We start from the raw sequence: 24,682 nt of genomic DNA, 5'->3' as shown, positions 1-24,682 counted from the left end.
GCGCAACAGCTGTGGACGCCGATATCGTCGATAAGACCAGTCCCTCGTTCACGATGCTCGTGGAACTCGGCAAAGTCCGCGAGTTCGTACGAGCGGTCGGCGCGACCGATTCCACGGACTCGCCCGACGAGACGCCTTGCGTCCTTCCGACCTTTCTGTGCACCCAGGACCTCTGGCACGACGAGTCGGCCGACCCGATCGCCATGTCGGGGCTGGATGTGACGCGGGGACTGCACGCGGAGCAGGAGTTCGTCTTCTTCGGCCAGCCTCCTCGCGTGGGCAGCCGCCTGACCTGTGCGACGAAGATCGAGGAAGTCTTCCGCAAGACCGGACTCCGAGGCGGCGACATGACCTTCATGGTCGCCGTGACCGAATTCAGAGATGAGGAAGGTCACTTGGTGGCGGAGTCCCGTAAGACGTCCGTCGAACTGGGAGAAGGGCACGCATGAACGCGCGGGACATCCCGGCGTGCCCGGATCCTCTGGTCGTCGGGCCGGTGACGCGGACCGACTTCGTGAGATACCAAGGTGCGTCCGGAGACATGCAACCGGTCCATCACGACGAGGAGTTCGCTCGGCAGGCCGGGCACCCCAGCCCCTTTTCCGTCGGCATGTACCAGGGCGGCTTGCTGGGCGCGTGGGTGGCGCGGTGGTTCGGCGTCGAGAACGTGCGGCGGTATCGCATGCGGTTCAAGGAGCGGGTCTGGCCGGGGGACGTACTGACGTGCACCGGCGAAGTGACCGGGTGGCGGACGGGTGACGACGGTCTCGAAGTGGACCTGGAGCTGCGTTGCACCCGGCAGAACGGCGACGTGGCCGTGGAGGGCTGGGCGATGTGCGTGGTGCCCCGTGCCCGGGCCGCCTGACGGGCTGCCCACCCGCAGGACGGCGGCCGCCCGGCAACTCGGAGAACCAGTTGCCGGGCGGCCGTGGTCAGTGGCGGTGTGCTCAGTTGGTGGCGGGGGGCGTGCCGATGACGAGTCCGTACGCGCGTCGGGAGACGTGGCCGGTGAGGTCGATCGTGATGGCCTTCTCCTCGGTGAACTCGTCGAGGGCGTCGGGGCCGAGTTCCCGGCCGTTGCCGCTCTGCTTGTAGCCGCCGAAGGGCATGTGCTGGGAGATGTTGTGCCAGTCGTTGATCCAGATGCTGCCGGCCTGGAGCTGGCGGGCGACGTCGAGTGCGCGCTGGACGTCCTGGCTCCACACGCCGGCGGACAGGCCGTACTCCGTGTCGTTGGCGATCTTGATGGCTTCGTCCAGGGAGTCGTAGCGCAGCACGGACAGGACCGGGCCGAAGATCTCCTCGCGTGCGATGCACATGTCGTTGGTGACGTCGGTGAAGACGGTCGGCTCGACCCAGAAGCCCTCCTCGAAACCGGGCCCGCTGGGGCTGGTGCCGCCGTGGGCGAGGGTGGCGCCCTCCTTCTTGCCACGCTCAATGTAGCCGAGGATCCGGTCGCGCTGGACGGCGTTCATCACCGGGCCGATGTCGGTGCCCGCGTCCAGCGGGTTGCCGATCTTCAGCGTCTTCAGGCGGGCGATCAGCCGCTCGACGAACTCGTCGTGCAGCGCGGTGGGCAGCAGCAGCCGCGTGCCGGACTCACAGGCCTGGCCGGCGTGCAGGAGGAAGGCGTAGAGGGAGCCGTCGACGGCCGCGTCCAGGTCGGCGTCGTCGAGGACGATGTTGGGACCCTTGCCGCCGAGTTCGAGGGTGACCTTCTTGATGGTGTCCGCGGCGGTGCGCATGACCTCGCGGCCGACCTCGGTGGAACCGGTGAAGGACACCTTGCGCACGTCCGGGTGGGCGACCAGATGGGCACCGACGGTCTCGCCGTCCCCGGTGACCACGTTGTAGACGCCGTCGGGCAGGCCCGCCTCCCGCAGCATCGTGGCGAGTTCGAGCTGGGCCGTCGGGGTCTTCTCGTCGACCTTGATGACCACGCTGTTGCCGGCCGCGAGCGCTGGGATCGCCTTCCACGCACCCAGGACCAGAGGGAAGTTCCAGGGCACGATGCCCAGGCAGACACCGATGGGCTCCCGGCGCACGAGCTGGGCGTTGAGCACCTGCCCGGTGACCGGTCCGGGGCGCTCCCACTCGTAGGCGCGGGTCAAGTCGGCGAAGTGCTGGATGTGCATGAGAGGGAAACCGACACTGATCGCCTGGGACAGACGCAACGGGAAGCCGCATTCGCGGGAACCGAGCTCGGCGAGCTCGTCCATCCGGCTCGCCAGCGTGGCGAGGACCCGGTCCAGGACCGCGGCCCGCTCCACCGGCGGAGTGTTGCGCCACACCCCTTCCTCGAACGACCGCTTCGCCGCCGCGACCGCCACGTCCGCGTGCGCCGTCGTACCCTTCGCCGCGGTGGCGACCAACTCCTCCGTAGCGGGATTGATCACCTCGTACTGCTCATCGGAGTCCACCCACTCGCCCCCGATGAACATCCTGTAGTGCGGAACACCCTGCCGCTCAACGGCAGCCTTCTCGGTCACAGTCGACACTGTCTGCGCCCCTCTGGTCGTGCTGGCGAACCCCTTCGGCCGCTCCTGCCCAAAGGTAGGAAGGATTCAGGCGCGTGAACGTCCAGGAAATTGGACACCCCCGCGCGCTTCACGGCTGAGGTAGCCGGTGGAGGAACAGGCAGGACAGGGCGTGCGCCGACCTGTTGAAATTCGTGGATGGTATATAATGTTTCCTGAGGATTGCGTGCTGTAGAACACTGAGCGGGACTGCATCGGCGTACGACTGCGAGTCAGCACCCCTGCGCGGGGGCGCCACGAGTAAGAGGCCGATGTGTCTGGCGAGAAGAGGTGGCCTCGCGTGTACAGGACCTCCCGGGAAACCCACGTCGGACCGGCACGGCCCGAGATCGCGTCCTCGTGGACCCGATCCCGGCTGAACGGCCTGTGCGCGGACGACACTCCGGGGCTCAAGCAGGAATCGGTCGCCGGAGCGGGAGGTCTGACCCGCGCGGCCGGTCCCGTGCTGGAACGGGTGCGGGCGGAAATCGACGACACCCCGTTCGCCTTCGTGCTCGCCGACCGCACCGCACGTGTCGTCGACATCCGTTGCGCGGACAAGGCGTTCAGCGGGGCCCTCGTCGATCTGGGCATCGTGCCGGGCGTCAGGCTCGGTGAGGACGAGGTGGGTACGAACGCCGTCGGTACACCGGTGGAGACCCGGAAGGGACTCTTCGTACGTGGAGACGAGCACTTCATGGCGGCGTTCCACGAGTTCGCCTGCTACGGGCATCCGATCATCCACCCGATCACCCGCCGTCTCGAAGGCGTCGTGAACATCGGAGGCCGTGCGGGGGACGAGCACCGGCTGTTCTCGCCGCTGGTGCGACGCGTCGTCCGGGACATCGAGGACCGGCTTCAGCTCGACGCCTCCGGCGCCCAGCGCCGGTTGCTGGCGGCGTTCCAGGCGGCGGCGCGCTCTCCCAGGCGTCCGGTTCTGGTGGTCGGGCACGGCCTCGTGCTGGCCACGCCGGCCGCGCTCGACCTGCTGGAGCCGGCCGACCACGCGGCGGTCCAGGCGTGCGCGGAGGGAATGCGCGGCGAAGGCGAGGTGACCCATCGGCTGACCCTGGTCTCCGGCCGGACCGTCCGGCTGAGGTGCGCACCGGTCGACGGCGTCGAGGGGGCGTTGGTCGACATCGTCCCGGAGCACCCCGGCCGACGCGGCACTCGGGGTGCGGGCACCGCCACCGGCTGGCCCTTGCTGGTCGTCGGGGAGCCGGGCAGCGGCCGCACGACCGAGGCACGTCGGGCCGTGGGACCGGGTTCGATCACGCTCGACGCGACGGATGTCGTTCGGCACGGCGAGCAGGCCTGGGTCTCGAACCTGGTGGCACTGCTCGAGAAGGACAGCCCCGCCGTCGTCATCGAGGACATTCAACTGCTCTCCGAACAGGTGACGTTGCTCCTGGCGAGATGTCTTCGCGGCACCCGGCGGATGACCGTGATGACCACGACACCGGGAGGCCACCTGGACGGCGTCCACGCATCGCTGGCAGCCTTGTGCGGCGCCCGCCGCGATCTGGTACCCCTGCGCCGTCGCAGGCACGAGATCCCCGGACTGGCCCAGCGCATGCTGGCCGACGCGACCGGCCCCGGACACAGGCGACTCACGCCCGACAGCCTGCGGGTGCTGGCTGCCCAACCCTGGCCGGGCAACCTCGCGGAGCTGCGCCGCGTGATCCAGACCGTCGCCAGGACCCGCTCGGCGGGCGACATCATCGCCTCGGACCTGCCCGCCTCGCACCGCGGGGTGCCGGCACCCGTCTCGCCCTTCCGCCAAGCGGAGCGGGAGATCATCGTGGCGGCCATCGAGGCCGCCGCGGGTAACAAACTCCAGGCGGCACGCGTACTCGGAATGAGCCGGTCCACGCTCTACAACCGGATGCGCGCGCTGCGCATCCACTGACGCCCGATGCATGAGCCGGTGCCCGTTCGGCAGGCGATCACGTCACCGCGTCCCGACGGCTCCATCTTCTTCCGTCTCGGGTAACCTCCCCTCCTGAGCGGGAGGGAGTGCGTGTGGAGTCGCGGCCGAACGGTGCCAGGACGGGGCGTCCGCCGGCCACGTCGGTCCAGGCACTTGAGCGGATCGGGTTCGAGTTGTTCGCCCGGCAAGGTTTCGAGCGGACGACGGTCGACGACATCGCCACCGCCGCCGGCATCGGCCGCCGTACCTTCTTCCGCTACTTCGCCTCGAAGAACGATCTCGTGTGGGGCGACTTCGGGGGTCAACTGGCCCGCCTGGAGCACCTGCTCGCGGCGGACCCCACGCTGCCGATGATGGACGCGCTGCGCTGCGCGGTGATCGAGTTCAACCGTTTCGACCCCGCCGAAGTGCCGTGGCACCGCCAGCGCATGGAGCTGATCCTCACCGTTCCCACGCTCCAGGCGGACGCCACGCTGCGCTACCGGGCCTGGCGGAAAATCGTCACGGAGTTCGCGGCGAGGCGCACCGGCTCGCGTCCGTCCGACATGGGGCCCCGGTTGACCGGTCACGCCTCCCTCGGAGCGGCCCTCGCGGCGTACGAGAGCTGGCTGGCCCAGCCGGAATCCGATCTGACGGAGTTGATGGACCGGGCCGTTCGGCAGCTGACGGTCGGCCTCGCGGTCATGGACGCGGGAGTCACGGGAACCAGGTGAGCGGCGCTCGGGGCTGCCGGGGCCGCGCTCAGGTCAGGTCGCGGCGCATGGCGTCGGCCGTGAACTCCCCGATGAGTACGGCCGTAGCCGCCGGACCGCGCAGCGGAGCCGAGGGGAGGAGGGAGGTGTCCGCCACCCGGAGCCCGGGTACACCGTGGACTCTGCCGTACTGGTCGACCGCCGCCGTGCGTCCGTCCGGTCCCATCGGCGCGGTCCCACAGGCATGGTGGGACGTACCGAGGTTGCGGCTGATCCACTGGTCCAACGCGTCATCGCTGTCAAGGAGTTCGGGGCCGGGCTGGAGCAACCGTCCCTCGGAGACGCGGTCGAAGGCGCGGGTGGCGACGAGTTCCGCCGTGGCGCGGACGGCCTCACGCAGGCGGCGGCGGTCGTCCGGAGTGGCGAGATAGCCGTACTCGATGCGCGGGGGCAGGGCGGGGTCGGCGGACTGGATGCGAAGCCGGCCGGTCGAGGCCGGTGACTGGACCGAGACGAGGAACGCCAGCGGCGCGCCGGCGACGGCCGGAGTACCGCCGACGAGCCCGGCGATCGGCACGAGGGACTGCAGGATCTCGAGGTCGCCCGGATACGTGCGGTCCGAGGAGGACAGGTGCAGGCAGCCGCCGAGCCACGATGCGTCGGGCGCGCCCACATCCTGCCGGGGAGCCCACTCCAGGACGAGTTGGGGGTGGTCGCTGAAGCGGGTGCCGACGGCGGGGGCGTCCTTGACGACGGGGATGCCGAATCGTTCGAGGGCGGGCCGGGGCCCGATGCCGGACAGCTGGAGCAGCTGAGGGGTGACGAAGGAGCCGGCACACAGGACGACTTCCCCGCAATGGAGGACGGTCTCTCGGCCGCCTCGCCGGACGACCACCCCGCATGCGCGGCCGCGCCGGACGACGACCCGGCGAACGAGGCAGTCACCGATGGCGGTGAGGTTGGGACGAGCCAGGGCAGGCAGGAGGTAACCGATGCCGGTGTTGAGCCGCAGACCGTCGACGGCGTTGGAGGGTACGGGGCCGAAGCCCGGCGGTGCCTGGTCGTTCTTGTCGGGCTCGAGAGGATGACCGAGTTCCTCCGCCGCCGACCGAAAGGCCGCCGCGGCGGGATGGGAAAGTGATCCGCGGCGTATGCGCATCGGACCGTCACCGCCGTGCAGTTCACCGGCGCCGTAGTCGAGATCCGTCTCCAGCGCGCGCAGCAGGGGGAGCACCCGCTCGTAGGCCCAGGCCGGGTTGCCGACCGTCGACCAGCGGTCGAAGTCCTCGCGCCGGGCCCTGATGAAATAGCCGCCGTTCACGGTGGTCGAACCCCCGAGACCGCGCCCGCGGACCACTGTGTAGGGCCGCTCGGGCGTGAGATGCGCGGCGTACCGCTGGACGGCCGGGTGGCCGGGCTGCGCGCCGGGGACCAGCCGTGCGTCCAGCAACTCGGGCGGGAAGGCGTCCCGTAGCTCGGCGGGAACGGCGCCGAGAAGCCCGGGCGCGAAGACCGGTGGACGCTCGGGCGCGAAGTGCGGTGGACGCTCGGGGACCGGCCCGGCGTCGAGCAGCAGCACGGTTCGCGCGGAGTCCTCGCTCAGCCGTGCCGCCAGAGCCGCGCCGGAGGCTCCCGCCCCGACCACGATCACATCGGCGGCCCTTCGCCCGGCGCTCTCACCCACGGGTGCGCTCGGCAGGAGGAGTGATGCCGTCGGCGGAGAACCACCAGAGCTTCGGCCGCAGCGGCTCTGTCGTGCGCTCCCGAAGGCAGCCCCGCCAGACGCCCAGGCTGTAGGCGACGTCATCGGCGAGGCGAATCGCCGTCCAGGGCAGCACCGGAAGACCGGGGCGGCTGCGCCGGTACTCCATCAGCGGGGCGAGCACCGCGGCCGCGGCCAACGGAAGCCTCGTCCGGGGTACGGCCGCCGCCAGCGGCAGGGCCAGCGGCCACCAGGCCCTGGTCAGTGTCCGGCCCAGCTGCTCGCCCGCCAGCAACGTACCGCCGCCGCCCAGCCGGGCCGCCGTGGCCCACGGCCGGTCGGACCAGGCCGCGAGCTTACGGGCGAGCAGCGCGGTCGTGCCGACGGTGACCAGGGCGCCGGCGAGGGGCCGTCGCGCGAGCGTCACCCCCCACGCGACCGCGCTCCACCCTGCCATCGCCGCGGCCGGGAGCTTTCCCGGGTGCCGGGCGGCGAGCGGCGCGGCGGAGCCGCCGTACTGGATGCGCTGGGCGACCCACTGGCGCGGGCGGGTGCGGTGGACATGGGCCACGGTCACCGACGGGTCGTAGCGCACGTGGAGTCCGGCGGCAGCCAGCCGCCACACCAGGTCGACGTCCTCCCCGACACGCAGGGTCGCGTCGAACCCCCGCCCTACCGCGGCGCGGCGCACGAGCAGCGCGGCGCTGGGTACGTAGGGCACGGCCGCGCCGGGCCGGACGATCGACTCCTTGGTCCCCATGTCGAGGGCCGAGCGCTCGGCTTCGTACGAGGCGAGAGGCCCATGCGCGGGCCCGTCCGCCACGATCCGCGGCGCCACCGCGGCGACGGCGGGGTCCGCGAAGTGGGGGAGCAGGGCGTCGATCCAGCCGGGACGCGGAAGGCAGTCCGAGTCGACGAACGCGACCAACTCCGTGGTGGCGTGGGCGAGTCCGGTGTTCCGCGCGGCCGCGGGTCCGCCGTTGACGGCGCGGCGCACCAGCCTGGCACCGGCCGCCCGTACGACGTCCGCCACCGCCTCGGGACGCAGTGAGGCATCGTCCACGACGATCACCTCCGGACCGTCCCGGAGGCCGGACAGACACCGCGCGAGCTGCTCGGCCCGGTCCCGGACCGGCACCACGACCGTCACCGACGGGCGCGGTGAGGCCGGCGGGGGCAGCGGATGCATCATCCCCGCCTGGACCAGACGACGTGCCAGCAGCCCGGCCGGCCGCCTGCCCCCGACCGGCTTCCCGTCGAGCCATCCGGTGATGACCGGAACAGCCTGTTGCGTCAGCCGCATCAAACGGTACGGAGCGCCGCCGAGCAGGACTCTTCCGTCCCGCAGGACGTTCAGGCCGGGGTCGGGGCGGAGTCGAAAGGCGGCAGGCAGCGGTGGAACGTCGATCACCAGGCGTCCTCGTGCAGCACGGAGAACCGACCGTGGGGTCGGTGCGGGAAAGGGGGACGAGTCCTCAGCATGGCCCTCCGGCTGCCTCCCGACAAGCCTTCGCCGCCGGTTTCCTCCGCCCGTCATATTTCCCATATCAAATTTTGTGCATGGTCTTCATTTCGGCACTCGGTGCCGTTACGTTGTGCCTCCGACGCGGCGGACGGCCGCGTCCGGACGACGAGGGGTTCTCTCATGAGCAATGAGCCGCAGACTTCCGCTCCGACGGCCACCACCGACCTCCGCGCCGTGACGGACGAGCACCTCATCGAGGACGAGTTGCTCGTCGAGGACGTGTCCATCGACGGCATGTGCGGCGTCTACTAGAACGCCCGCTATGCCCGCGCACACCTCCGTGGACGCCGGCCCGCGTACCGCCGGCGCGCGATTCGACCTCGACGCGGCCTGGGACGTACATCCCCAGGTCGCCATCCGCCCCGAACCCTTCGGGGCGCTGCTCTACCACTTCGGCACCCGGCGGCTGTCGTTCCTCAAGGACCGCAAGCTGCTCGCCGCCGTGACGTCGCTGGCCGACCACCCGAGTGCGGCGGACGCGTGCCGGCACGTGGGTGTCGAACCCGCCGAGTGGAAGCGCTACCGGGACGCGCTGGCCACGCTGGCGGCGTCTCACATGATCACCGAGCGCGCGGGGCGTGCCGCGCCACGCTGACGCCCATCGTCAAGAGAGGAGGCGACGTGTCACTCGCTTCCGCGAGTCCGGCGAGGCCGGTCCGGGCGGCCCGCCTCGTGGACCACTTCCAGCACGGCCTCGACGCTCCCATCTGCCTGACCTGGGAGCTGACTTACGCCTGCAATCTGGCCTGCGTGCACTGCCTGTCCAGCTCCGGGCGGCGCGACCCGCGCGAGCTGACGACCGACGAATGCAAGGCGGTCATCGACGAGTTGGAGCGCATGCAGGTCTTCTACGTCAACATCGGAGGCGGCGAGCCGACGGTCCGCCCCGACTTCTGGGAGCTGGTCGACTACGCCACCGCCCACCACGTGGGCGTGAAGTTCTCCACCAACGGGGTCCGGATCACCCCCGAGGTCGCGCGGCGGCTGGCGGCCGGCGACTACGTGGACGTTCAGCTGTCCCTGGACGGAGCCACCGCCGAGGTCAACGACGCGGTGCGCGGCGAGGGTTCGTACGACACCGTGCTGCGCGCCATGGAGAACCTCGCCGCGGCGGGCTTCGCCGGGTTCAAGATCTCGGTGGTGGCGACCCGACACAACATCGGGCAGCTCGATAAGTTCAAGGCCCTCACCGACCGGTACGGGGCGCAGCTGCGGCTCACCCGGCTGCGTCCGTCGGGGCGCGGCGCCGATGTGTGGGACGAGCTGCACCCCACCGCCGAGCAGCAACGACAGCTGTACGACTGGCTGGTGGCGAACGGCGAGCAGGTGCTCACCGGCGATTCCTTCTTCCACCTCTCCGCCTACGGTGAGGCGTTGCCCGGTCTGAACCTGTGCGGTGCGGGCCGGGTGGTCTGTCTGATCGACCCGGTGGGCGAGGTGTACGCCTGCCCGTTCGCCATCCACGACGCCTTCCGGGCCGGCAGTGTGCGCGACGAGGGCGGCTTCGCCCGGGTGTGGCGGGAGTCGCCGCTGTTCCTGGAACTGCGGGAGCCGCAGACCGGCGGCGCCTGCACCAAGTGTTCGGCCTACGACGCCTGTCGGGGCGGATGCATGGCCGCCAAGTTCTTCACCGGTCTGCCGCTGGACGGGCCGGACCCGGAGTGCGTACAGGGCCACGCGGAGGCGGCGCTCGCCGGTGACCGCTCCGGCGCGCCTCGCCCCAGCGAGGATCACTCCCACCGGGGACCGGTGCGGGGACAGCCCGTACTCCTCGGCATCCCCACGCGCAGGGACAGCCGCCCCGACCGCATGTGCGACGAGAGTCCGCTGGCCGGACTCGACCTCCGCTGAACCAGAACGAGTTGACGTCACGTCAGCCGCGTACGAGAGGGAAAGGAGCGTCATGCCCAACGCATGGTTCGAGACCGTCGCCGTGGCGGAGCGCCGGGCGAAGCGACGGTTGCCGGGATCGGTCTACGGCGCGCTGCTCGCCGGATCCGAGCGCGGCACGACCTACCAGGACAACATGGCCGCCTTCGCGGAGGTCGGTTTCGCGCCGCATGTCGCGGACCTGTCCGCCGAGCGCGACCAGACCACGACGGTCCTGGGCCAGCCCGTCTCGCTCCCGGTGATCATCTCTCCGACCGGAGTGCAGGCCGTGCACCCCGACGGCGAGGTCGCGGTGGCCCGCGCGGCGGCGGCACGGGGCACCGCGATGGGGCTGAGTTCCTTCGCCAGCAAGCCAGTTGAGGAGGTCGTCGCGGCCAACCCGGAGACGTTCTTCCAGATGTACTGGATGGGCGGCAAGGACTCGATGCTCGCCCAGATGCAGCGTGCCCGCGAGGCGGGGGCCAAGGGCCTGATCGTCACCCTGGACTGGTCGTTCTCGCACGGCCGGGACTGGGGCAGCCCCTGGATCCCCGAACGCCTCGACCTGAAGGCCATGGCGCGCTTCGCCCCCGAGGGGATCACGCACCCGCGCTGGCTGCTCGCCTTCGCCAAGACCCGGCGGCTGCCGGATCTCACCACCCCGAACGTCACCGCCGTCGGCGACGAGGCCCCGACGTTCTTCGGCGCCTATGGCGCATGGATGCAGACCCCGCCGCCCACCTGGGACGACGTGCGGTGGATGCGCGAGGAGTGGGGCGGACCGTTCCTCATCAAGGGCATCATCCGCCTCGACGACGCCAAGCGTGCCGTGGACGTGGGCGCCGACGCGATCTCGGTCTCCAACCACGGCGGCAACAATCTCGACGGCACCCCGGCCGCCATCCGCGCCCTGCCCGCCATCGCCGAAGCCGTGGGCGACCAGGTCGAGGTGCTTCTGGACGGCGGCGTCCGGCGGGGCAGCGACGTGGTCAAGGCCCTGGCGCTCGGTGCCCGCGCCGTGATGATCGGCCGGGCGTACCTGTGGGGCCTGGCCGCGGGCGGACAGGCCGGTGTGGAGAACGTGCTCGACATCCTGCGCAACGGAATCGACTCGGCCCTGCTGGGCCTCGGACGCTCCTCGGTCCACGAACTGACCCCCGACGACGTCGTCCTCCCGCAGGGCTTCACCCGCGTTCTCGGAGGGCCGTCATCGACTGGGGCGCACCGAGGATGAGGACCGAACTGGCTTCGGTGACGTGGATCGAGGCCGCCGGTCTCGCCCGACGGCAGGCCACCCTCGCCGTGCCCGTCGGCTCCACCGAGCAGCACGGGCCGCACCTCCCGATGTCGACCGACACGGACATCGCCGTCGCCCTGGCCGAGCGCCTGGCCCGGCAGGTCCGCGATGTCGTCGTGGCCCCGGCGGTGGCCTTCGGATCCAGTGGGGAGCACCAGGGGTTCCCCGGCACGCTGTCGATCGGTCAGGAAGCCGTCGAACTGCTCCTGGTCGAGCTGGTGCGGTCCGCGACCCTGACGTTCCCCCGGGTCGTCCTGGTCTCCGCACACGGCGGCAACGCACAGCCCGTCACCCGGGCCGTGGGCCGGCTGCGTGGCGAGGGACACGACGTCCTGGCATGGGGCCCGCGCTGGGGAGGCGATGCGCACGCGGGCAGAACGGAGACCTCCGTCATGCTGGCGCTGGCGCCCCACCTCGTAAGGCTTCAGGCGGCCGAGGCCGGAAACACCGCTGCCGTCGAGAGCCTCCTTCCGAGGCTCCGCGAGGCCGGGCTGGCCGCCGTCACCGCCAACGGCGTCCTCGGGGATCCCACCGGGGCGAACGCCGAAGAAGGCCGGCTGCTGATCCAGCGGGCGGCAGCCGATCTCGCGGATCTGGTGACGGGAGATCGCGGACGACCAGCGGCCGAATGAGATCGTCTCGCGGCTCTGCGAATGATTTTCACCCTACGGAACCGACATCCCCTCTGGTGCGGAGACAGCTATGCCGAATTCGAAGACGATCAGGCGCGTATGGGCGCTCGACGCCCCCACGATCACCGCTGACAAGAGCATTCTGCTGGTGGGCAGCGGGGGAGAGAACGTGACGGTTCCCGCGCCGTCTTTTCTGATCGAGCATGACGAAGGGTTGCTGCTGTTCGACTCCGGGCTCGCGTCCGAAGCCGCCGGAGATCCGGCAGGCGCGTACGGACCTTTGGCAGCCATGTTCGAGATGCACTTCCCGGAGGCGTGCCGTCTCGACCGGCAGCTCGAGGCGCTCGGTTTCAGCGCGGCGGACGTCAAGCGTGTGGTGCTCTCGCACGCGCACTTCGACCACACCGGCGGACTTCAGCATTTTCCGCACGCCGAGGGCTTCATCGGGGCCGGTGAACTGCGCTACGCCCGCAACGCCGACAGCCACACAGCGGCCTTCTTCCGGAACCAGGACCTCGAAGCGGCCGCGAGGATCCAGTGGAACGAGCTGCCGGCCGGCTACGACCACGACATGTTCGGCGACGGCAGCGTCACCCTGCTCTCCCTGCCCGGCCACACACCCGGAGCTCTCGGCCTCCAACTCCGCTTGGAGGACCGCACGTTGATCCTGACCGGTGACGCGGCGCACGTGCGGGAGAACATCGACGACACGGTGGGTATGCCGTTCGACGCCGACATCGTGAACAAGCTGGACTCGCTGCGCAAGCTCAAACTCCTCAAGACACGGCCGGACACCACGGTGTGGGTCAATCACGATCCGCGGGACTGGGAAAAGCTGCGTTCCGCGGGCAAGGAGATCACGGCCGCGTCCTTGCAACCCGCATAACACGGAACCCGATTGAGCACTCGGTTTCGGCTCATGCAATCGAATCCAGCGCGATATCCAGCACACACCGAAGGAGAGTCGGCAATGACAGTCCACAGTGCGGCGCCGGGGCTCACCTCCTTGGTGGAGCCGGAACGGATGCTGGTCGGCAGCTCGTGGATTCCGTCACGGTCGGGAAAGACGTTTCCCGCGGTCGACCCCGGCACGGGTGAGGTGGTCGCACAGATACCAGAGGCCGACGCGGACGACGTCGATGTCGCGGTGCGGGCCGCCCGGCAGGCCTTCGAGGAAGAGCGCTGGACGGGGCTTTCCGCTCAGCAGCGGGCGGTGGTGCTGTGGCGCGTCTCCGATCTGCTGGAGGCCAACGCCGAGGAACTGTCCCGGCTGGAGAGCCTGGACGTGGGCATGCCCGTGTCACAGGCGCGGGCCATGCTCGGCGAGGCGGTCAACCTCTTCCGCTATTACGCCGGTTGGGCGGACAAGATCCACGGCCAGAACGTGGAGATCGGCCCCGGTGAGCGCCGCTTCCAGGGCATCACGCACAAGGAACCGCTCGGTGTGGCCGGACTGATCGTGTCGTGGAACGCGCCACTGATCGGCGTCTCCATGAAGCTGGCGCCGGCGCTGGCCGCCGGTTGCGCCTGCGTGGTCAAGCCGTCGGAGGAAGCGTCCCTCACGGTGCTGGCGATGGGGCGCGTCCTGCTGGAGGCGGGTGTCCCCGAGGGCGTGGTCAACGTGGTGACCGGGCACGCGCCGGCCGGCGCCGCACTGGCCGCACATGACGACGTGGACAAGGTGAGCTTCACCGGCTCCACCGCGGTCGGCAAGAAGATCGTGCAGGCGGCCGCCGGGAACCTGAAGAAGCTCTCCCTCGAACTGGGCGGCAAGTCACCCGTCATCGTGCTCCCGGACGCGGACCTGGACCAGGTCATTCCGGGCGTCGCGATGGGCATCTTCTGGAACACCGGCCAGATCTGCACCTCCGGGACGCGCCTGTTCGTCCACCGGGACGTCTTCGAGGAAGTCGTCCAAGGGGTCGCGGAATACGGACGGTCGCTCAAGGTCGGCTATGGCACCGAGCCGGGTGTGGATCTCGGTCCGCTTGTCTCGCAGCGGCAGTTGGACCGCGTCACCGGATATGTGGAGAGCGGCCTCAGGGACGGTGCCCGGCTGGTCAGCGGGGGAGCGCGCATCGGGGAGAAGGGCTACTTCTTCGAGCCCACGGTGCTGGCCGACGTCGACCAGTCGATGCGTGTGGTGCGCGAGGAGATCTTCGGCCCGGTGCTCGGCGCGATGCCGTTCACGGACGTGGCCGAGGCGGTGGCCGCGGCCAACGACACCGAGTACGGCCTGGCCGGCAGCGTCTGGACGCGCGACATCGCGAGCGCTCACACCATCGCGCGGAAGCTGCGTACCGGCCGCATCGGCATCAACGTCCACCGCGCGGGCGGCGTGCAGATGCCCGTGGGTGGTTACAAGCAGTCCGGCTGGGGCCGCGAGAACGGCCTGGAAGGTCTTGAGGAGTACCTCGAGACCAAGTCCGTGATCACCCTGCTCGACCGCTGAGTCCGCACAGCAGAAATCGTCAACAACCAAGGAGCTCATGCAATGCGCACGCGTGGAGCGGTGATTCGCCAAGCCCCCGGCAAGCTGGAGGTCGTGGACCTCGAACTGGACGATCCGCGTCCCGACGAGGTCCAGGTGAAGCTGGTCGCCTCCGGTCTCTGCCACTCCGACGACCACCACGTCAACGGTGATCTGCCGTGCGGCACCTATCCGTTCGCGCTCGGTCACGAGGGCGCGGGCATCGTCACGAGGGCCTTCCCCAACGCCAAGGGCATCAAGGAGGGCGACCACGTCGTCTTCTCCGCGATTCCGTCCTGCGGGTACTGCCGCTGGTGCGCGTCCGGACGGCAGAACCTGTGCGACCTGACCGCCGGGATCCTGGCCGGCCCGCGCTGGACCGACGGCTCCTACCGCCTGCACACCATGGACGGAACCCCGGTCGGTCAGCACTGCGGCATCTCCACCTTCGTGGAGACGACCACGGTGTCGGTGAACTCGGTCGTGAAGATCGACGACGACATCCCGCTGGACAAGGCCTGCCTCGTCGGCTGCGGCGTCAGCACCGGCTGGGGCTCGGCCGTCAACTCCGCGCAGGTGCAGCCGGGCGACGTCGTGATCGTGATGGGCATCGGCGGCATTGGGGCCAGCGCTCTCCAGGGTGCCTCGCACGCCGGAGCCTCGGTCGTCATCGCGGTGGACCCGGTGGCCTTCAAGCGAGACCAGGCCTCCGTGTTCGGCGCCACGCACGCCGTCGCCTCGATCGAGGAAGCGGCGGAGCTGGCACGGCAGTTCACCAACGGCCAGGGTGCCGACGCCGCGATCATCACGGTCGGGGTGATCAAGCCTGAGCACGTCACCCAGGCGCTGGCCGCCATCCGCAAGGGGGGAACGGTCGTGGTGACCTCGGTGGGCATCCACGACGCCGTGGACACGTCGCTCTCGCTCTTCGACCTGACGCTCTCCCAGAAGCGCATCCAGGGCTCGCTGTTCGGCGGCACGGCCGGCAACTGGGACGTCAAGCGCCTGCTCCAGCTCTACCGCGACGGCAGGCTCAAGCTGGACGAGATGGTCACCAGGACGTACAAGCTCGACGACATCCAGCAGGGCTACCGCGACCTGCACGACGGCAAGAACATACGCGGCGTCGTCCTCTACGACTGACCGGTGGGTACGGCCGGTCTCGATCGTGCCGGTGCGTCGCGCACCCGCTTCGACCGATGTGCCCCCTGCCCCCGTCCGGGCAGGGGGCACATCTCGTACCGGGCCGTTGTCCAGCGGCATCACGGACACCAGCGGTCAGGCGGAGCGGCCCGTTACATCGCCTCCGGCAACCCCCAGTTCGTGCCCGCCGTGGCTGGCGGAGTCCTCGCCGCCGGCAGCAACACCGTGTCCCCGGAGCACTTTGACCCGCTGCTGCGGTGCGCGGAGGAGATCCGCGAACGCGACGCGTGCTACTTCGACGAGGCCGCGGCCACAGTCGTCCAGGAGTACATGGCCGCGGAGCGGCGGGTGCCCGGGTTCGGCCACTCGGCGCACAAGTCCTCGGACTTCCGGGCCGACATTCTCTTCGACGCCGCCGACAAGGCCGGTCTCACCGACAAGGCCAGTCTCACCGGCGAGTCGGTGCTCCGACTTCGGGCGATCCCCTAGGCGTTGACCAGTTCGGGCGAGCCGCTCCCGATCGACACAGACCTGCTGGAGGTGCCGTGCGCACGGCTGGCGTCGCCGCACCGCACCGAGGAGGATCTCGTGGCGCTGTACGAGACCATCGAGCGGGAGAAGATCGCCACCGTCACGGACGCCGGCGTGCCGCACCTCAGTGCCGAGTTTCACGGGGTGGTCGCGCAGGCGACCCAGAACCGGGTGCTGGTGGTGTTCGTGTCCGCTCTGCACCGGGTGGCGCACCCGCCGGCCTTCGTCGACACCGACGCCGAAGTCGGCAAGCAGGCCGTCCGGCACCGCATCGCGCTCCATGCCGCGATCAAGGACCGCGACGCCGGCACCGCCACCACAGTCATGAAGCAACACCTCGACTACTCGACGATCACGCCCGCCGAGGCGGCAAGCACTGACCTCCGCCTTTCGTGACGGCCACCGGTGTGTCCGGTGGGCCGAGCGCGGCCTTGGGGTGGCCGCGCTGCCCTCGACGACGAACGGCCACCGTCGGATCCACCTGCCCACCGACGATCTCCAGGCCCACGGCTCGGCGAGCGAGGCCGCCGGACAGGCGGCCGAGCCCCTGATCACGGACGCCGAGTGCATGCTGATCCCGATCATCTAGAGTGAGCGGGCGTCGGCCGACCTTGATGACATATCGTCCGCCGACGGCCTCCGCGCGAGCGCACTCGGCATGATGGACCTGGCCGGACTGCTCGGCCACCCCCGACGACTTCGGGCACCCCGACGTGATGGCGTTCGTCGCCGAGACCGTGCGGCGCGCCCGTCGGCACGACGTCGTGGTCATCGCCGAGTTCCCCGGTAGGCCGGCGGTGCCCGGAAGGGGTGAAGACGGCGCATTCCCTGATCACCGCGAGGCAGGGGCTGCCAGTCCCCCCGATAGAGCGCACCCCGCTCAGAGGCTGCGGATCGCCTTGTCACACGCAAACATGGAGGTGTCGCGACAACGACCTGGAGTTCACCGTTCGACGAGGAATCGCACTCATGACCAATAACATCGAGCACGTGTCCGTCAAGGCACTCGCCTGGGATCTGGCTGCTGACATTTACTTCCCGCCGGGGTTCGACGAGAGCAAGACCTACCCGGCGATCGTCAGCGTCCACCCCATCGGATCGTGCAAGGAGCAGACCTCCGGCAACGTCTACGGAACGGCGCTGGCGGACGAAGGGTTCGTCGTCATCGCCTTCGACGCCAGCTTCCAGGGCGCGAGCGGTGGAGAGCCGCGGTCGATCGAGGACCCGGTGTTCCGCGTCCAGGACATCAGCTACGTCATCGACCACCTGGTGACGCTGCCGTACGTCGACGCCGACCGCATCGGGGTCATCGGCGTGTGCGGTGGTGGCGGCTACTCCATCAACGCCGCCATGACCGATCGCCGTATCAAGGCCGTCGGAAGTGTGACCGGCGTGAACTTCGGACGCCTCATGCACGAGTCCTTCAGCGGCTACGACCCCATCGGCGCCCTCGACGCCATCGCCGCGCAGCGCACCGCCGAGGCGCGTGGAGCCGAGCGCCAGGTGACCCAGTACCTGCCGGCCTCTCCCGAGGTGGCCAAGGAGAACGGCCTCACCGAGCTCGATCTGTTCGAGGCCACCGAGTACTACCGCACCGACCGCGGCCAGGCCCCCGGCGGCCGCACCGAAGGCCTCTTCTCCCGGAATGCCACGTCGGTCGGCTGGGACGCCTTCAACCGCGCCGAGGTCCTCCTCACGCGTCCGCTGTGCGTCGTCGTCGGCGACAAGCCTGGTGCGTTCGGCGCCTACCGGGACGGCATGGAGATCTACCGCCGCGCGGCATCGAAGGACAAGGAGCTCGTCGTCGCGGAAGGTTTCTCCCACTACGACCTGTACGACCAGCCCGAGCCGGTCAAGATCGCCCTGGGCCACCTGATCCCGTTCTACAAGAAGCACCTCTGATCAACCCCGAAGAACCGCCCCTGACCAGTCTCTGCAGGTCAGGGGCGGTTCTTTCATGGGTGGCGGGGTCCCCTCCGCAGCTAGGTGACGAAGAGGGCGACGCCTCGAATGATCTCGCCGACACGCTGGTCGCGGTAGGCCTGAGCCGCCTGGTCGAGGGTGTGCTCGCGCGTGATTCCGAATGCCGTCCAGCCCGGGGAGCTGCGGCGACGTCCGGTGAAACACCACTCCGTCCCACCGGCGGATGGCAGGGGTTCGCAGGGCGGTCCAGGGCAACCCACCAGCTCCAGCGCCGGCAGGGCGCCCGGTACCGGCCTGCCGGCGCTGCGTTCCGTGGAAGGCGACCGTCGACGATCAGGTGAAGGCCGCCTTCGGTCGTCGCCTTCCTGGCCGATACGCCCGCGTGCCGCCCGCTACTTCTTCGCGTGAATGTGCGGAACGGGGTGCGGAATCTTCTGATCCGTGGGCAGATTGTCGATGACCATGTCGCCGGCGAAGACCTCGATCAGATACCCGTCCGGGTCGGCGGCCATGAAGATGCTGAGAGGTCCCAGACCGACCGGCTCGAACGCCACCTCGTAGCCGGCCGCCGCGAGCTCGTCCCGGGCGACCTGGACGTCGTCGACCTCCAGCACGAGCGGCGACCACCCGGGGCACGAGGGAACGGGCAGGACATCGCCGTTCATGAGGATGACGCGACGCCCCCCGGTCTCGTCCTCGAGGAGAACCTCGGTGATGTCCGGTTCGGTGAAGTTGAATCGCGCGACTTCCCGCAGGCCGAACACGCCCGAGTAGAACGCGAGAGAGCGATCGAGGTCGCCCACCACGACCTTGGTGCTGTAAAAACGTCCGTTCATCAGGTGCATCTCCGTATGAGGATCGGGGAGTCCAGCGGGCGTGTTCTCGACCGCTCGTGGACGCCGGGCCCGTCCGTGGCCCGCCGAGCCATCTCATCCACTGCATCCCCCTGCGAGGAAGACCTCGGCGCGGAAGTGTCCAGGAAGTTGGACACCGGATTTCCCGGTGGGGAAATGGGGCCGGAAGCGGGTGCGCGGAGCCTTCCCGAGGAGTATATATATGATATACGATCTTGCGGTTGGCCCTCGAAAGACGTCGTCTACATCGTGGCGGCGCATCGCGAGGCACTCGCATACCTGGTGACACGGCCCTGCCGGCTTCCTGCCGATCGGGGCGATCGGATGGGCCCACGCGCCCGAAAGGATGTCAGCACATGACAGTCACGTACGACTACACGGGAAAGGTCGCGCTGGTCACCGGAGCCGGCTCTGGTATCGGACGGGCCACGGCGGTGGCCTTCGCCCGGTCGGGAGCCGCGGTCGCTCTGCTTGACCTCAACGCGGAAGGCCTCGACGAGACGGCGGCGCTGATCGCCGAAGCCGGAGGCAAGTCCCATGCCATGGTCACGGACGTGTCGGACGCCGGCCAGGTGGAACGCGCCGTCGCCTCCACCGTCGAGGTGCTCGGCCGGCTGGACATGGCGTTCAACAACGCCGCGACCTTCGACGCGCCCCAGGCCGTGGACGAGCAGGACGTGGACGCCTGGAACCGCGTGGTCGGGGTGAATCTCTCCGGGATGTTCTACTGCATGAAGTACGAAGCTGCGGCGATGCTGGCGACCGGCGGCGGCGCGATCGTCAACACGGGCTCCGTCGCGAGCGAGATCGCCTCGCTCGGCCTCACCGCCTACACCGCGACCAAGCATGCGGTCGTGGGTCTGACGAAGAAGGCGGCTCTCGACTACGCGACGCGAGGGATCCGAGTCAACGCCGTGCTTCCCGGGGCCATCGACACCCCGATGGCCGCCACCTTCAGCGGAGGAACCGAGGAGGGACGCGCCGCCATGGTCGCCCTCGAACCGATCGGGCGGCTGGGCCGGCCGGAGGAGATCGCGAACGCGGTCCTGTGGCTCAGCTCCGACGCGGCATCGTTCGTCACGGGCCACTGCCTCGCGGTCGAGGGCGGCTGGCTGGCCCGCTGATCGTCCGAGCGCTTCGGTGTCCGAGTCAACCATCAGGCCCTGGGCGCCGGTTGGGACGATGAAGCGCTGGAGTGGGAACGCCGTGACGGGGGCCGACGACGCCCTGCAGGGAATCGACCTCATCGGCAAGCTCGCGATCGTCACCGGTGGCTACTCCGGCGGGTTCGCCGACATGGCCAGCGGCGGAGCGGCGTACGCCGTCGACTGACTCCGAGACCGCGGCACGTCTGTGACGGCTGTCGGCCGAACTGACCGGCGTGAACGCCTTCATACCAACCTGCTGACCCGGGGCACCGCGGTCCCACCGGATTCCATGGAACCGGGCGTCGGGGTCACGCGGGGTCGATGCCGTCGATGTCGACGAGGAGGTGACTGGGGCCGCGCAGGCTTGCCCCCTCCCGATACGGCGGCGGGTCGGCGACGAGCCGAGGGTTTCGCAGCCGGCGTGCCAGTTGGGTGAGGGCGATCCGGGTCTCGGGCCGGGCGAGCGGGGCGCCGAAGCAGTAGTGGACGCCGCCGCCGAAGCCGAGGTGTTCGTTGTGCTCGCGATCGGGGTCGAACCGGTCGGGGTCGGTGACGAAGGCCGGGTCACGGCTGCCGGCGGCGAGCACGAGGATGACCGGCGCGCCCTGGGGGATGGCGGTGCCGGCGATCTCGACGTCGTCCAGGGCGACGCGGGTGGTGCCGGACAGCATCTGCACCGGTGGTTCGTAGCGCAGGAGTTCCTCGACCACCCGGGCGGCCAGATCGGGGTCGCAGCCGTCGCGCAGCCGGTCGAGGACGTCGGGGTGCCGCAGGAGCGTCAGCATGCCGTTGGCGATGAGGTTGACGGTCGTCTCGTGGCCGGCGACGAGCAACAGCCCCGCGTTGCTGAGGATCTCACCCCGTGTCATCGGTTCGTCGGTCCCGTCGCCGCGCAGCAGCCCGGAGAGCAGATCGTCGCCGGTGGGTTCACCGCGGCGCGCATCGAGCAACTCGGCGAAGTACGCGCCGAGATCGGCGTTGGCCTTGTTCCGCCGGCGGTTGCGCTCCGCGACGCCGCCCACGGACGGGTCGGTGGCCCTGATCACGGCGGTGGACAGTTCCTGGAACCGCGGCTCGTCCTGCCGCGGGACGTCCAGCAGGCGGCAGATGACCGTGACAGGGAACGGATAGGCGAACTGGTCGACCAGGTCCATGCGCCGCGTGCCCGCCTGATCCCCGTCCGTGAAGGCGTCGATCAGGCCGGTGACGATGTCGAGCATCTGCGGCGCCATGCCCTCGACGCGACGAGGGCAGTGGGGCGGCCCGTAATTCCACGTCAGCAGCCGGCGCATCCGGTCGTGCTCGGGCGGGTCGATCCGGATGAAGTTCGGCGGCAGACCGGGAGCACCCTCACCCGACGCATGGCCGGCATCGGCGCCCACTTCCGGAAGGTTGCGCACATCCGAACTCATCCGCGGATCGTGCAGCAGGGCGACGATCTCCCGGTAGGTGCTCACCACATAGGTGCCGTCCTCGATCCGCAGCACGGGCGTTTCACGCAGCTCACGGTAGAGCGGGTACGGATCGGCACGGTTGGAGTGGTCGAGGATCTCCTGCCAGACTCGGCTACCGGCCATGATGGGTGTCTCCGGAACGTGCGGTGCGGCCCGGGTGGGTCACAGGTACGGCCTGCGAACCAACGTGGCACGCCGTTCGCTGGGGGTGTGGCCGGTGACCACGACGGTGGCGTCGGCGGTCGGCCGGTCCGGGACCTCGGCGGCGACGGGATGCGCGTCGGCGGGCCGGTCGACGGCCCGGAACGAGGGCGGGAAGGAAGCCGCCTGGTTGATCAGACCTCCGTAGAACTCCAGCCACTTGGACTGGTTGAAGGCGACCGCCGCGGTGATGCGTCCGTGGTAACCGTAGACGGCGACGAAGCGGCGTTGGTCGACCGACCCCTGAGCGATGACGACCTGGTCGGCGAAGGTGGGCACGCCCACGGACTTGATCTCGGTGTCGAACTGGGTGGACCAGAACTCCGGGAGCGCCAGGTGCGGCCAGCGCCGGCTCTCGGTGCTGATCATGTTGTGGGCGGCGATCTCCGCCTGGGCGACGGCGTTGCCCCAGTGTTCGAGGGCGAGGAACTGATAGCCGTACACCGGGTGAGGGAAGCGCGCGATGTCACCTGCCACGAACACGTCGTCGGTGACGACGCCGTTGGCGTCCAGGACCCGGCAGCCGGCATCGCACGCCACTCCCCAGACCCCTGCCGCCAGCCCCGAGCCCTCCAGCCATTCCACGTTGCGGATGCTGCCCAGCGCGGCCACCGCCACGTCCACGTCCAGCACGCTGCCGTCCGACAACCGGGCTCGCCTCAGTCGCCCGGCTTCGTCACCCTCCAGTGCCTCGACCTGAACGCCGCAGCGCAGGTCGACTCCGTGATCCCGCTGCATACGCGCCGCGACACGGCCTATCACCGCGCCCAGAGCACCCGACAAGGGCGCTGTTCCCCGGTCGACGAGGGTCACCGGCAGGTCCAGCTCACGGCAGGCGGAGGCGACCTCGGAGCCGGTGAACCCGCCGCCGACGACCAGCACCCGGCCAGGTCCCGCGGCCAGCCGCCGCCGCAGACCCTCCGCGTCCTCAGGGGTACGGACCGTGCACACCCCGTCGAGCCGGGCCTCCGCCTCTCGCGGCCACGGGCGGGCCCGCAACCCGGTCGCGATGAGCAGCCGGTCGAACCCCACTCGCTGTCCGTCGGCGAGCACGACCTGCTTGCCTTGCAGGTCAAGACCCGTGGCAGCGACTCCCAGCCGCCACTGTGCATCGGTCTCGTCGAGGCGAGGCAGAGTGGTTCCCTCCGCCGAAGCCTCACCGAGGAGGGTCTGTTTGGTCAGCGGTGGCCGGTCGTACGGCGGACGAGGCTCGTCCCCGATCACGGTCAGCCTGCCGGTGAACCCCTGCCTGCGCAGCACGAGAGCGGCCCGCAGCCCGGCCAGCGACGCCCCGACGATGACGATGTTCCCCGTCTGCTTGAACATCTCGTCCGGGCTTCCGGCGACTTCCTGCGCGGCGGGGGCGGAGTCTGGGCGCGGCTGCCGGTGGCCGTTTCGGGCGAGGAAGATCGCCTGAACCGGGCACGCCGCCGCGGCCTGTTCGACCTTCACCCGCTGAGCCTCGTCCGGATCCGGGTCGTAGAGCAGCGCCTCGTCCCCCACCATGGTGAACACGTCCGGAGCGGCGAACGCGCACTGCGCGTAGCCCTGACACCGGGTCAGGTCGACGACGACCTCCATGAGGGCCTCCGTTCCACCGCAATCCTGGGGAAGCCTGCTCCATTTCAGTGAACCATGAGACGTGGGGGAAGGCATGTCATGGACCGGCTCCGGGACCGGGGCGCGGCACAGCGTAAGCAGGGTAATCAGGGCGCCGTCCCATCGGGATGCCCCGGTCATGTGGGCTGTGCGTCATAGCCCGAGAACTCCGGGCACTTGAGGAATCAGTCCGCTCGGGTCAGGCGACTTCACTGGAGAAGGAGCGGCTGAACTGCTGTCCCGACCGCACCAGGTCACGGGCACTGTGCAGGCGCGTCATCTGGTACGACCGGAGGCACTCCGCCACGGTCGATCCGGGCAGACCGGCCGCGAGGGCCTCGGCGAGGGCCTCGGCGTCCTTCACCGACTGGTCGAAGCCCTGGCCGGTCATCGGTGTCTGAACGTGCGCGGCGTTCCCGACGAGCGTGAGACGTCCGTTGGCGATCGTGTCAGGCACGTATTCCGCGATCGGGGTGCCGATGAGCTGACGCCGGCTGATGCGGTCGAGTACCGCGCTCCGCCACGGCTGGGGCCACAGGTCGCGGGCCTGGGCGTCGAGTTCGCGGTACGTCTGCTCCGGGATGTCGTCGTTGCGCAGCGAGCGCCGCACCACGTCGCCGACGATGCGACCCTTCTCACGAAAGAGGTCGTTGCGGGTCGCGTCGAACCAGGCGAAGCCCAACTGGCGGGCTCCGACGGCGCGACTGCCGTCCTTGCCCAGGAGGGGATAGCCGACGAAGTAGTCGTCTCCGCCCGACATCATGTCGGGTCCTTCCTGGTTGCGACGCAGGCGGTGCGCCGCCGGGAGGTCGGCTTCCTCGGCGATGCCGAGCCAGAGGACGTAGCCGGCGAAGGTCGCGTCGGGCTTGTGGGGTGCGACACCTCGTCGTACGACACTGCGGTGGCCGTCGGCGCCGATGACGATGTCGGCTCGGAACGTCCTGCCGTCCGAGGTTGTCACCCAGGCGGCATCGGCGTCCTGGTCGACGCTCGCCACGACGGTGTGGTGAAGAAGTTCGATACGGGGATCGGCCTCGACGGCCACCCGCAGCCTGGCGTGGACCGCGGACCAGGAGTGCATCGCGCTCGACCCGCCGGCGGCGATGGCGATCAGAGACGGTGCGGTGCGGTTCGAGCCGTCCAGCAGCTTCGTCTCGCCGTGCAAGTCGACGCCGACGAGGCCGAGCGCGGCGCCG

General features: G+C 69.8%; 25 protein-coding genes. 18 read left to right on the top strand and 7 right to left on the bottom strand.

Annotated features, from left to right (window positions below):
* The first annotated feature begins 11 nt into the window (after positions 1-11).
* Both ACWEN3_RS02120 and ACWEN3_RS02115 read left to right on the top strand, forming a co-directional pair.
* Positions 12-449 carry an FAS1-like dehydratase domain-containing protein gene (locus tag ACWEN3_RS02120; RefSeq protein WP_452964489.1) on the top strand — a complete coding sequence of 146 codons (438 nt, stop codon included), beginning with the start codon at positions 12-14 and terminating at the stop codon, positions 447-449.
* Complete coding sequence (locus ACWEN3_RS02115; protein WP_452964486.1) at positions 446-865, top strand: MaoC family dehydratase; 420 nt, start codon at positions 446-448, stop codon at positions 863-865. Before ACWEN3_RS02120 ends, ACWEN3_RS02115 begins: the two co-directional genes overlap by 4 nt.
* 82 nt (positions 866-947) lie before the next feature.
* Here the strand turns inward: ACWEN3_RS02115 and ACWEN3_RS02110 are convergent, their stop codons facing one another.
* Positions 948-2,489 carry an aldehyde dehydrogenase family protein gene (locus ACWEN3_RS02110; protein ID WP_452964483.1) on the bottom strand — a complete coding sequence of 514 codons (1,542 nt, stop codon included), beginning with the start codon at positions 2,487-2,489 and terminating at the stop codon, positions 948-950.
* 328 nt (positions 2,490-2,817) lie between these two features.
* Between ACWEN3_RS02110 and ACWEN3_RS02105 the strand changes: the two genes are divergently transcribed.
* Both ACWEN3_RS02105 and mftR read left to right on the top strand, forming a co-directional pair.
* The gene (locus ACWEN3_RS02105; RefSeq protein ID WP_452964480.1) at positions 2,818-4,425 is read left to right on the top strand and encodes a sigma-54-dependent Fis family transcriptional regulator; all 1,608 of its coding nucleotides are present in this window, start codon (positions 2,818-2,820) and stop codon (positions 4,423-4,425) included.
* Positions 4,426-4,538: 113 nt separating this feature from the next.
* Entirely contained in the window at positions 4,539-5,159 is a 621-nt protein-coding gene (mftR, locus tag ACWEN3_RS02100) for a mycofactocin system transcriptional regulator (RefSeq protein WP_452964477.1), read from the top strand.
* A 28-nt stretch (positions 5,160-5,187) separates the two neighbouring features.
* On the opposite strand, the gene ACWEN3_RS02095 is transcribed toward mftR, so the two are convergent.
* Entirely contained in the window at positions 5,188-6,822 is a 1,635-nt protein-coding gene (locus tag ACWEN3_RS02095; protein ID WP_452964474.1) for a GMC family oxidoreductase, read from the bottom strand.
* Complete coding sequence (gene mftF / locus ACWEN3_RS02090; protein ID WP_452964472.1) at positions 6,815-8,251, bottom strand: mycofactocin biosynthesis glycosyltransferase MftF; 1,437 nt, start codon at positions 8,249-8,251, stop codon at positions 6,815-6,817. The genes ACWEN3_RS02095 and mftF overlap by 8 nt, the downstream gene beginning before the upstream one ends.
* A 234-nt stretch (positions 8,252-8,485) precedes the next feature.
* Here mftF and mftA point away from each other — a divergent pair, with 234 nt between their 5' ends.
* The 12 genes from mftA to ACWEN3_RS02030 all read left to right on the top strand — a co-directional run bounded on the left by mftA (position 8,486) and on the right by ACWEN3_RS02030 (position 18,209).
* Positions 8,486-8,617 carry a mycofactocin precursor MftA gene (mftA, locus tag ACWEN3_RS02085; RefSeq protein WP_452964470.1) on the top strand — a complete coding sequence of 44 codons (132 nt, stop codon included), beginning with the start codon at positions 8,486-8,488 and terminating at the stop codon, positions 8,615-8,617.
* Between the two features lie 10 nt (positions 8,618-8,627).
* Positions 8,628-8,960: a mycofactocin biosynthesis chaperone MftB gene (mftB, locus tag ACWEN3_RS02080; RefSeq protein ID WP_452964468.1), complete on the top strand. Its 333-nt coding sequence runs from the start codon at positions 8,628-8,630 to the stop codon at positions 8,958-8,960.
* Positions 8,961-8,986: 26 nt separating this feature from the next.
* Positions 8,987-10,216 carry a mycofactocin radical SAM maturase gene (mftC, locus tag ACWEN3_RS02075; RefSeq protein ID WP_452964465.1) on the top strand — a complete coding sequence of 410 codons (1,230 nt, stop codon included), beginning with the start codon at positions 8,987-8,989 and terminating at the stop codon, positions 10,214-10,216.
* Positions 10,217-10,268: 52 nt separating this feature from the next.
* Positions 10,269-11,468, top strand: coding sequence for a pre-mycofactocin synthase MftD (mftD, locus tag ACWEN3_RS02070; protein WP_452964462.1), 1,200 nt, complete (start codon positions 10,269-10,271; stop codon positions 11,466-11,468).
* 17 nt (positions 11,469-11,485) lie between these two features.
* Complete coding sequence (gene mftE, locus ACWEN3_RS02065) at positions 11,486-12,163, top strand: mycofactocin biosynthesis peptidyl-dipeptidase MftE (RefSeq protein ID WP_452964459.1); 678 nt, start codon at positions 11,486-11,488, stop codon at positions 12,161-12,163.
* Positions 12,164-12,233: 70 nt separating this feature from the next.
* Positions 12,234-13,049, top strand: a complete 816-nt coding sequence (locus ACWEN3_RS02060) for an N-acyl homoserine lactonase family protein (protein ID WP_452964456.1) — start codon at positions 12,234-12,236, stop codon at positions 13,047-13,049.
* An 84-nt stretch (positions 13,050-13,133) separates the two neighbouring features.
* The gene (locus tag ACWEN3_RS02055) at positions 13,134-14,615 is read left to right on the top strand and encodes an aldehyde dehydrogenase family protein (protein ID WP_452964453.1); all 1,482 of its coding nucleotides are present in this window, start codon (positions 13,134-13,136) and stop codon (positions 14,613-14,615) included.
* A 42-nt stretch (positions 14,616-14,657) separates the two neighbouring features.
* Positions 14,658-15,776 carry an NDMA-dependent alcohol dehydrogenase gene (locus ACWEN3_RS02050; RefSeq protein WP_452964450.1) on the top strand — a complete coding sequence of 373 codons (1,119 nt, stop codon included), beginning with the start codon at positions 14,658-14,660 and terminating at the stop codon, positions 15,774-15,776.
* A 3-nt stretch (positions 15,777-15,779) separates the two neighbouring features.
* Positions 15,780-16,265, top strand: coding sequence for a citrate/2-methylcitrate synthase (locus ACWEN3_RS02045; RefSeq protein ID WP_452964447.1), 486 nt, complete (start codon positions 15,780-15,782; stop codon positions 16,263-16,265).
* Between the two features lie 51 nt (positions 16,266-16,316).
* Positions 16,317-16,703, top strand: coding sequence for a FadR/GntR family transcriptional regulator (locus tag ACWEN3_RS02040; protein WP_452964556.1), 387 nt, complete (start codon positions 16,317-16,319; stop codon positions 16,701-16,703).
* 40 nt (positions 16,704-16,743) lie between these two features.
* The gene (locus tag ACWEN3_RS02035; RefSeq protein WP_452964444.1) at positions 16,744-16,896 is read left to right on the top strand and encodes a hypothetical protein; all 153 of its coding nucleotides are present in this window, start codon (positions 16,744-16,746) and stop codon (positions 16,894-16,896) included.
* Positions 16,897-17,276: 380 nt separating this feature from the next.
* Positions 17,277-18,209 (top strand): alpha/beta hydrolase, encoded by a 933-nt coding sequence (locus tag ACWEN3_RS02030; protein WP_452964442.1) that lies wholly within the window; start codon positions 17,277-17,279, stop codon positions 18,207-18,209.
* 413 nt (positions 18,210-18,622) lie between these two features.
* Here the strand turns inward: ACWEN3_RS02030 and ACWEN3_RS02025 are convergent, their stop codons facing one another.
* The gene (locus ACWEN3_RS02025; protein WP_452964440.1) at positions 18,623-19,075 is read right to left on the bottom strand and encodes a VOC family protein; all 453 of its coding nucleotides are present in this window, start codon (positions 19,073-19,075) and stop codon (positions 18,623-18,625) included.
* Between the two features lie 365 nt (positions 19,076-19,440).
* On the opposite strand from ACWEN3_RS02025, the gene ACWEN3_RS02020 reads away from it, so the two are divergent.
* Positions 19,441-20,208 (top strand): glucose 1-dehydrogenase, encoded by a 768-nt coding sequence (locus ACWEN3_RS02020; protein ID WP_452964437.1) that lies wholly within the window; start codon positions 19,441-19,443, stop codon positions 20,206-20,208.
* 58 nt (positions 20,209-20,266) lie between these two features.
* The gene (locus tag ACWEN3_RS02015; protein ID WP_452964435.1) at positions 20,267-20,416 is read left to right on the top strand and encodes a hypothetical protein; all 150 of its coding nucleotides are present in this window, start codon (positions 20,267-20,269) and stop codon (positions 20,414-20,416) included.
* A 124-nt stretch (positions 20,417-20,540) separates the two neighbouring features.
* Here the strand turns inward: ACWEN3_RS02015 and ACWEN3_RS02010 are convergent, their stop codons facing one another.
* The 3 genes from ACWEN3_RS02010 to ACWEN3_RS02000 form a co-directional block, all read right to left on the bottom strand.
* Positions 20,541-21,809 carry a cytochrome P450 gene (locus ACWEN3_RS02010; RefSeq protein WP_452964432.1) on the bottom strand — a complete coding sequence of 423 codons (1,269 nt, stop codon included), beginning with the start codon at positions 21,807-21,809 and terminating at the stop codon, positions 20,541-20,543.
* 39 nt (positions 21,810-21,848) lie between these two features.
* On the bottom strand, positions 21,849-23,468 hold the full coding sequence (locus ACWEN3_RS02005; RefSeq protein WP_452964430.1) for an FAD-dependent oxidoreductase: 1,620 nt from the start codon (positions 23,466-23,468) through the stop codon (positions 21,849-21,851).
* Between the two features lie 217 nt (positions 23,469-23,685).
* Positions 23,686-24,682, bottom strand: a 997-nt coding sequence (locus ACWEN3_RS02000) for an FAD-dependent monooxygenase (protein ID WP_452964427.1), incomplete at its 5' end; no start/stop codon positions are given.

The sequence above is a fragment of the Streptomyces sp. NPDC004561 genome (genome assembly GCF_053602155.1).
This window is presented reverse-complemented; position numbering and strand designations above follow the sequence as displayed.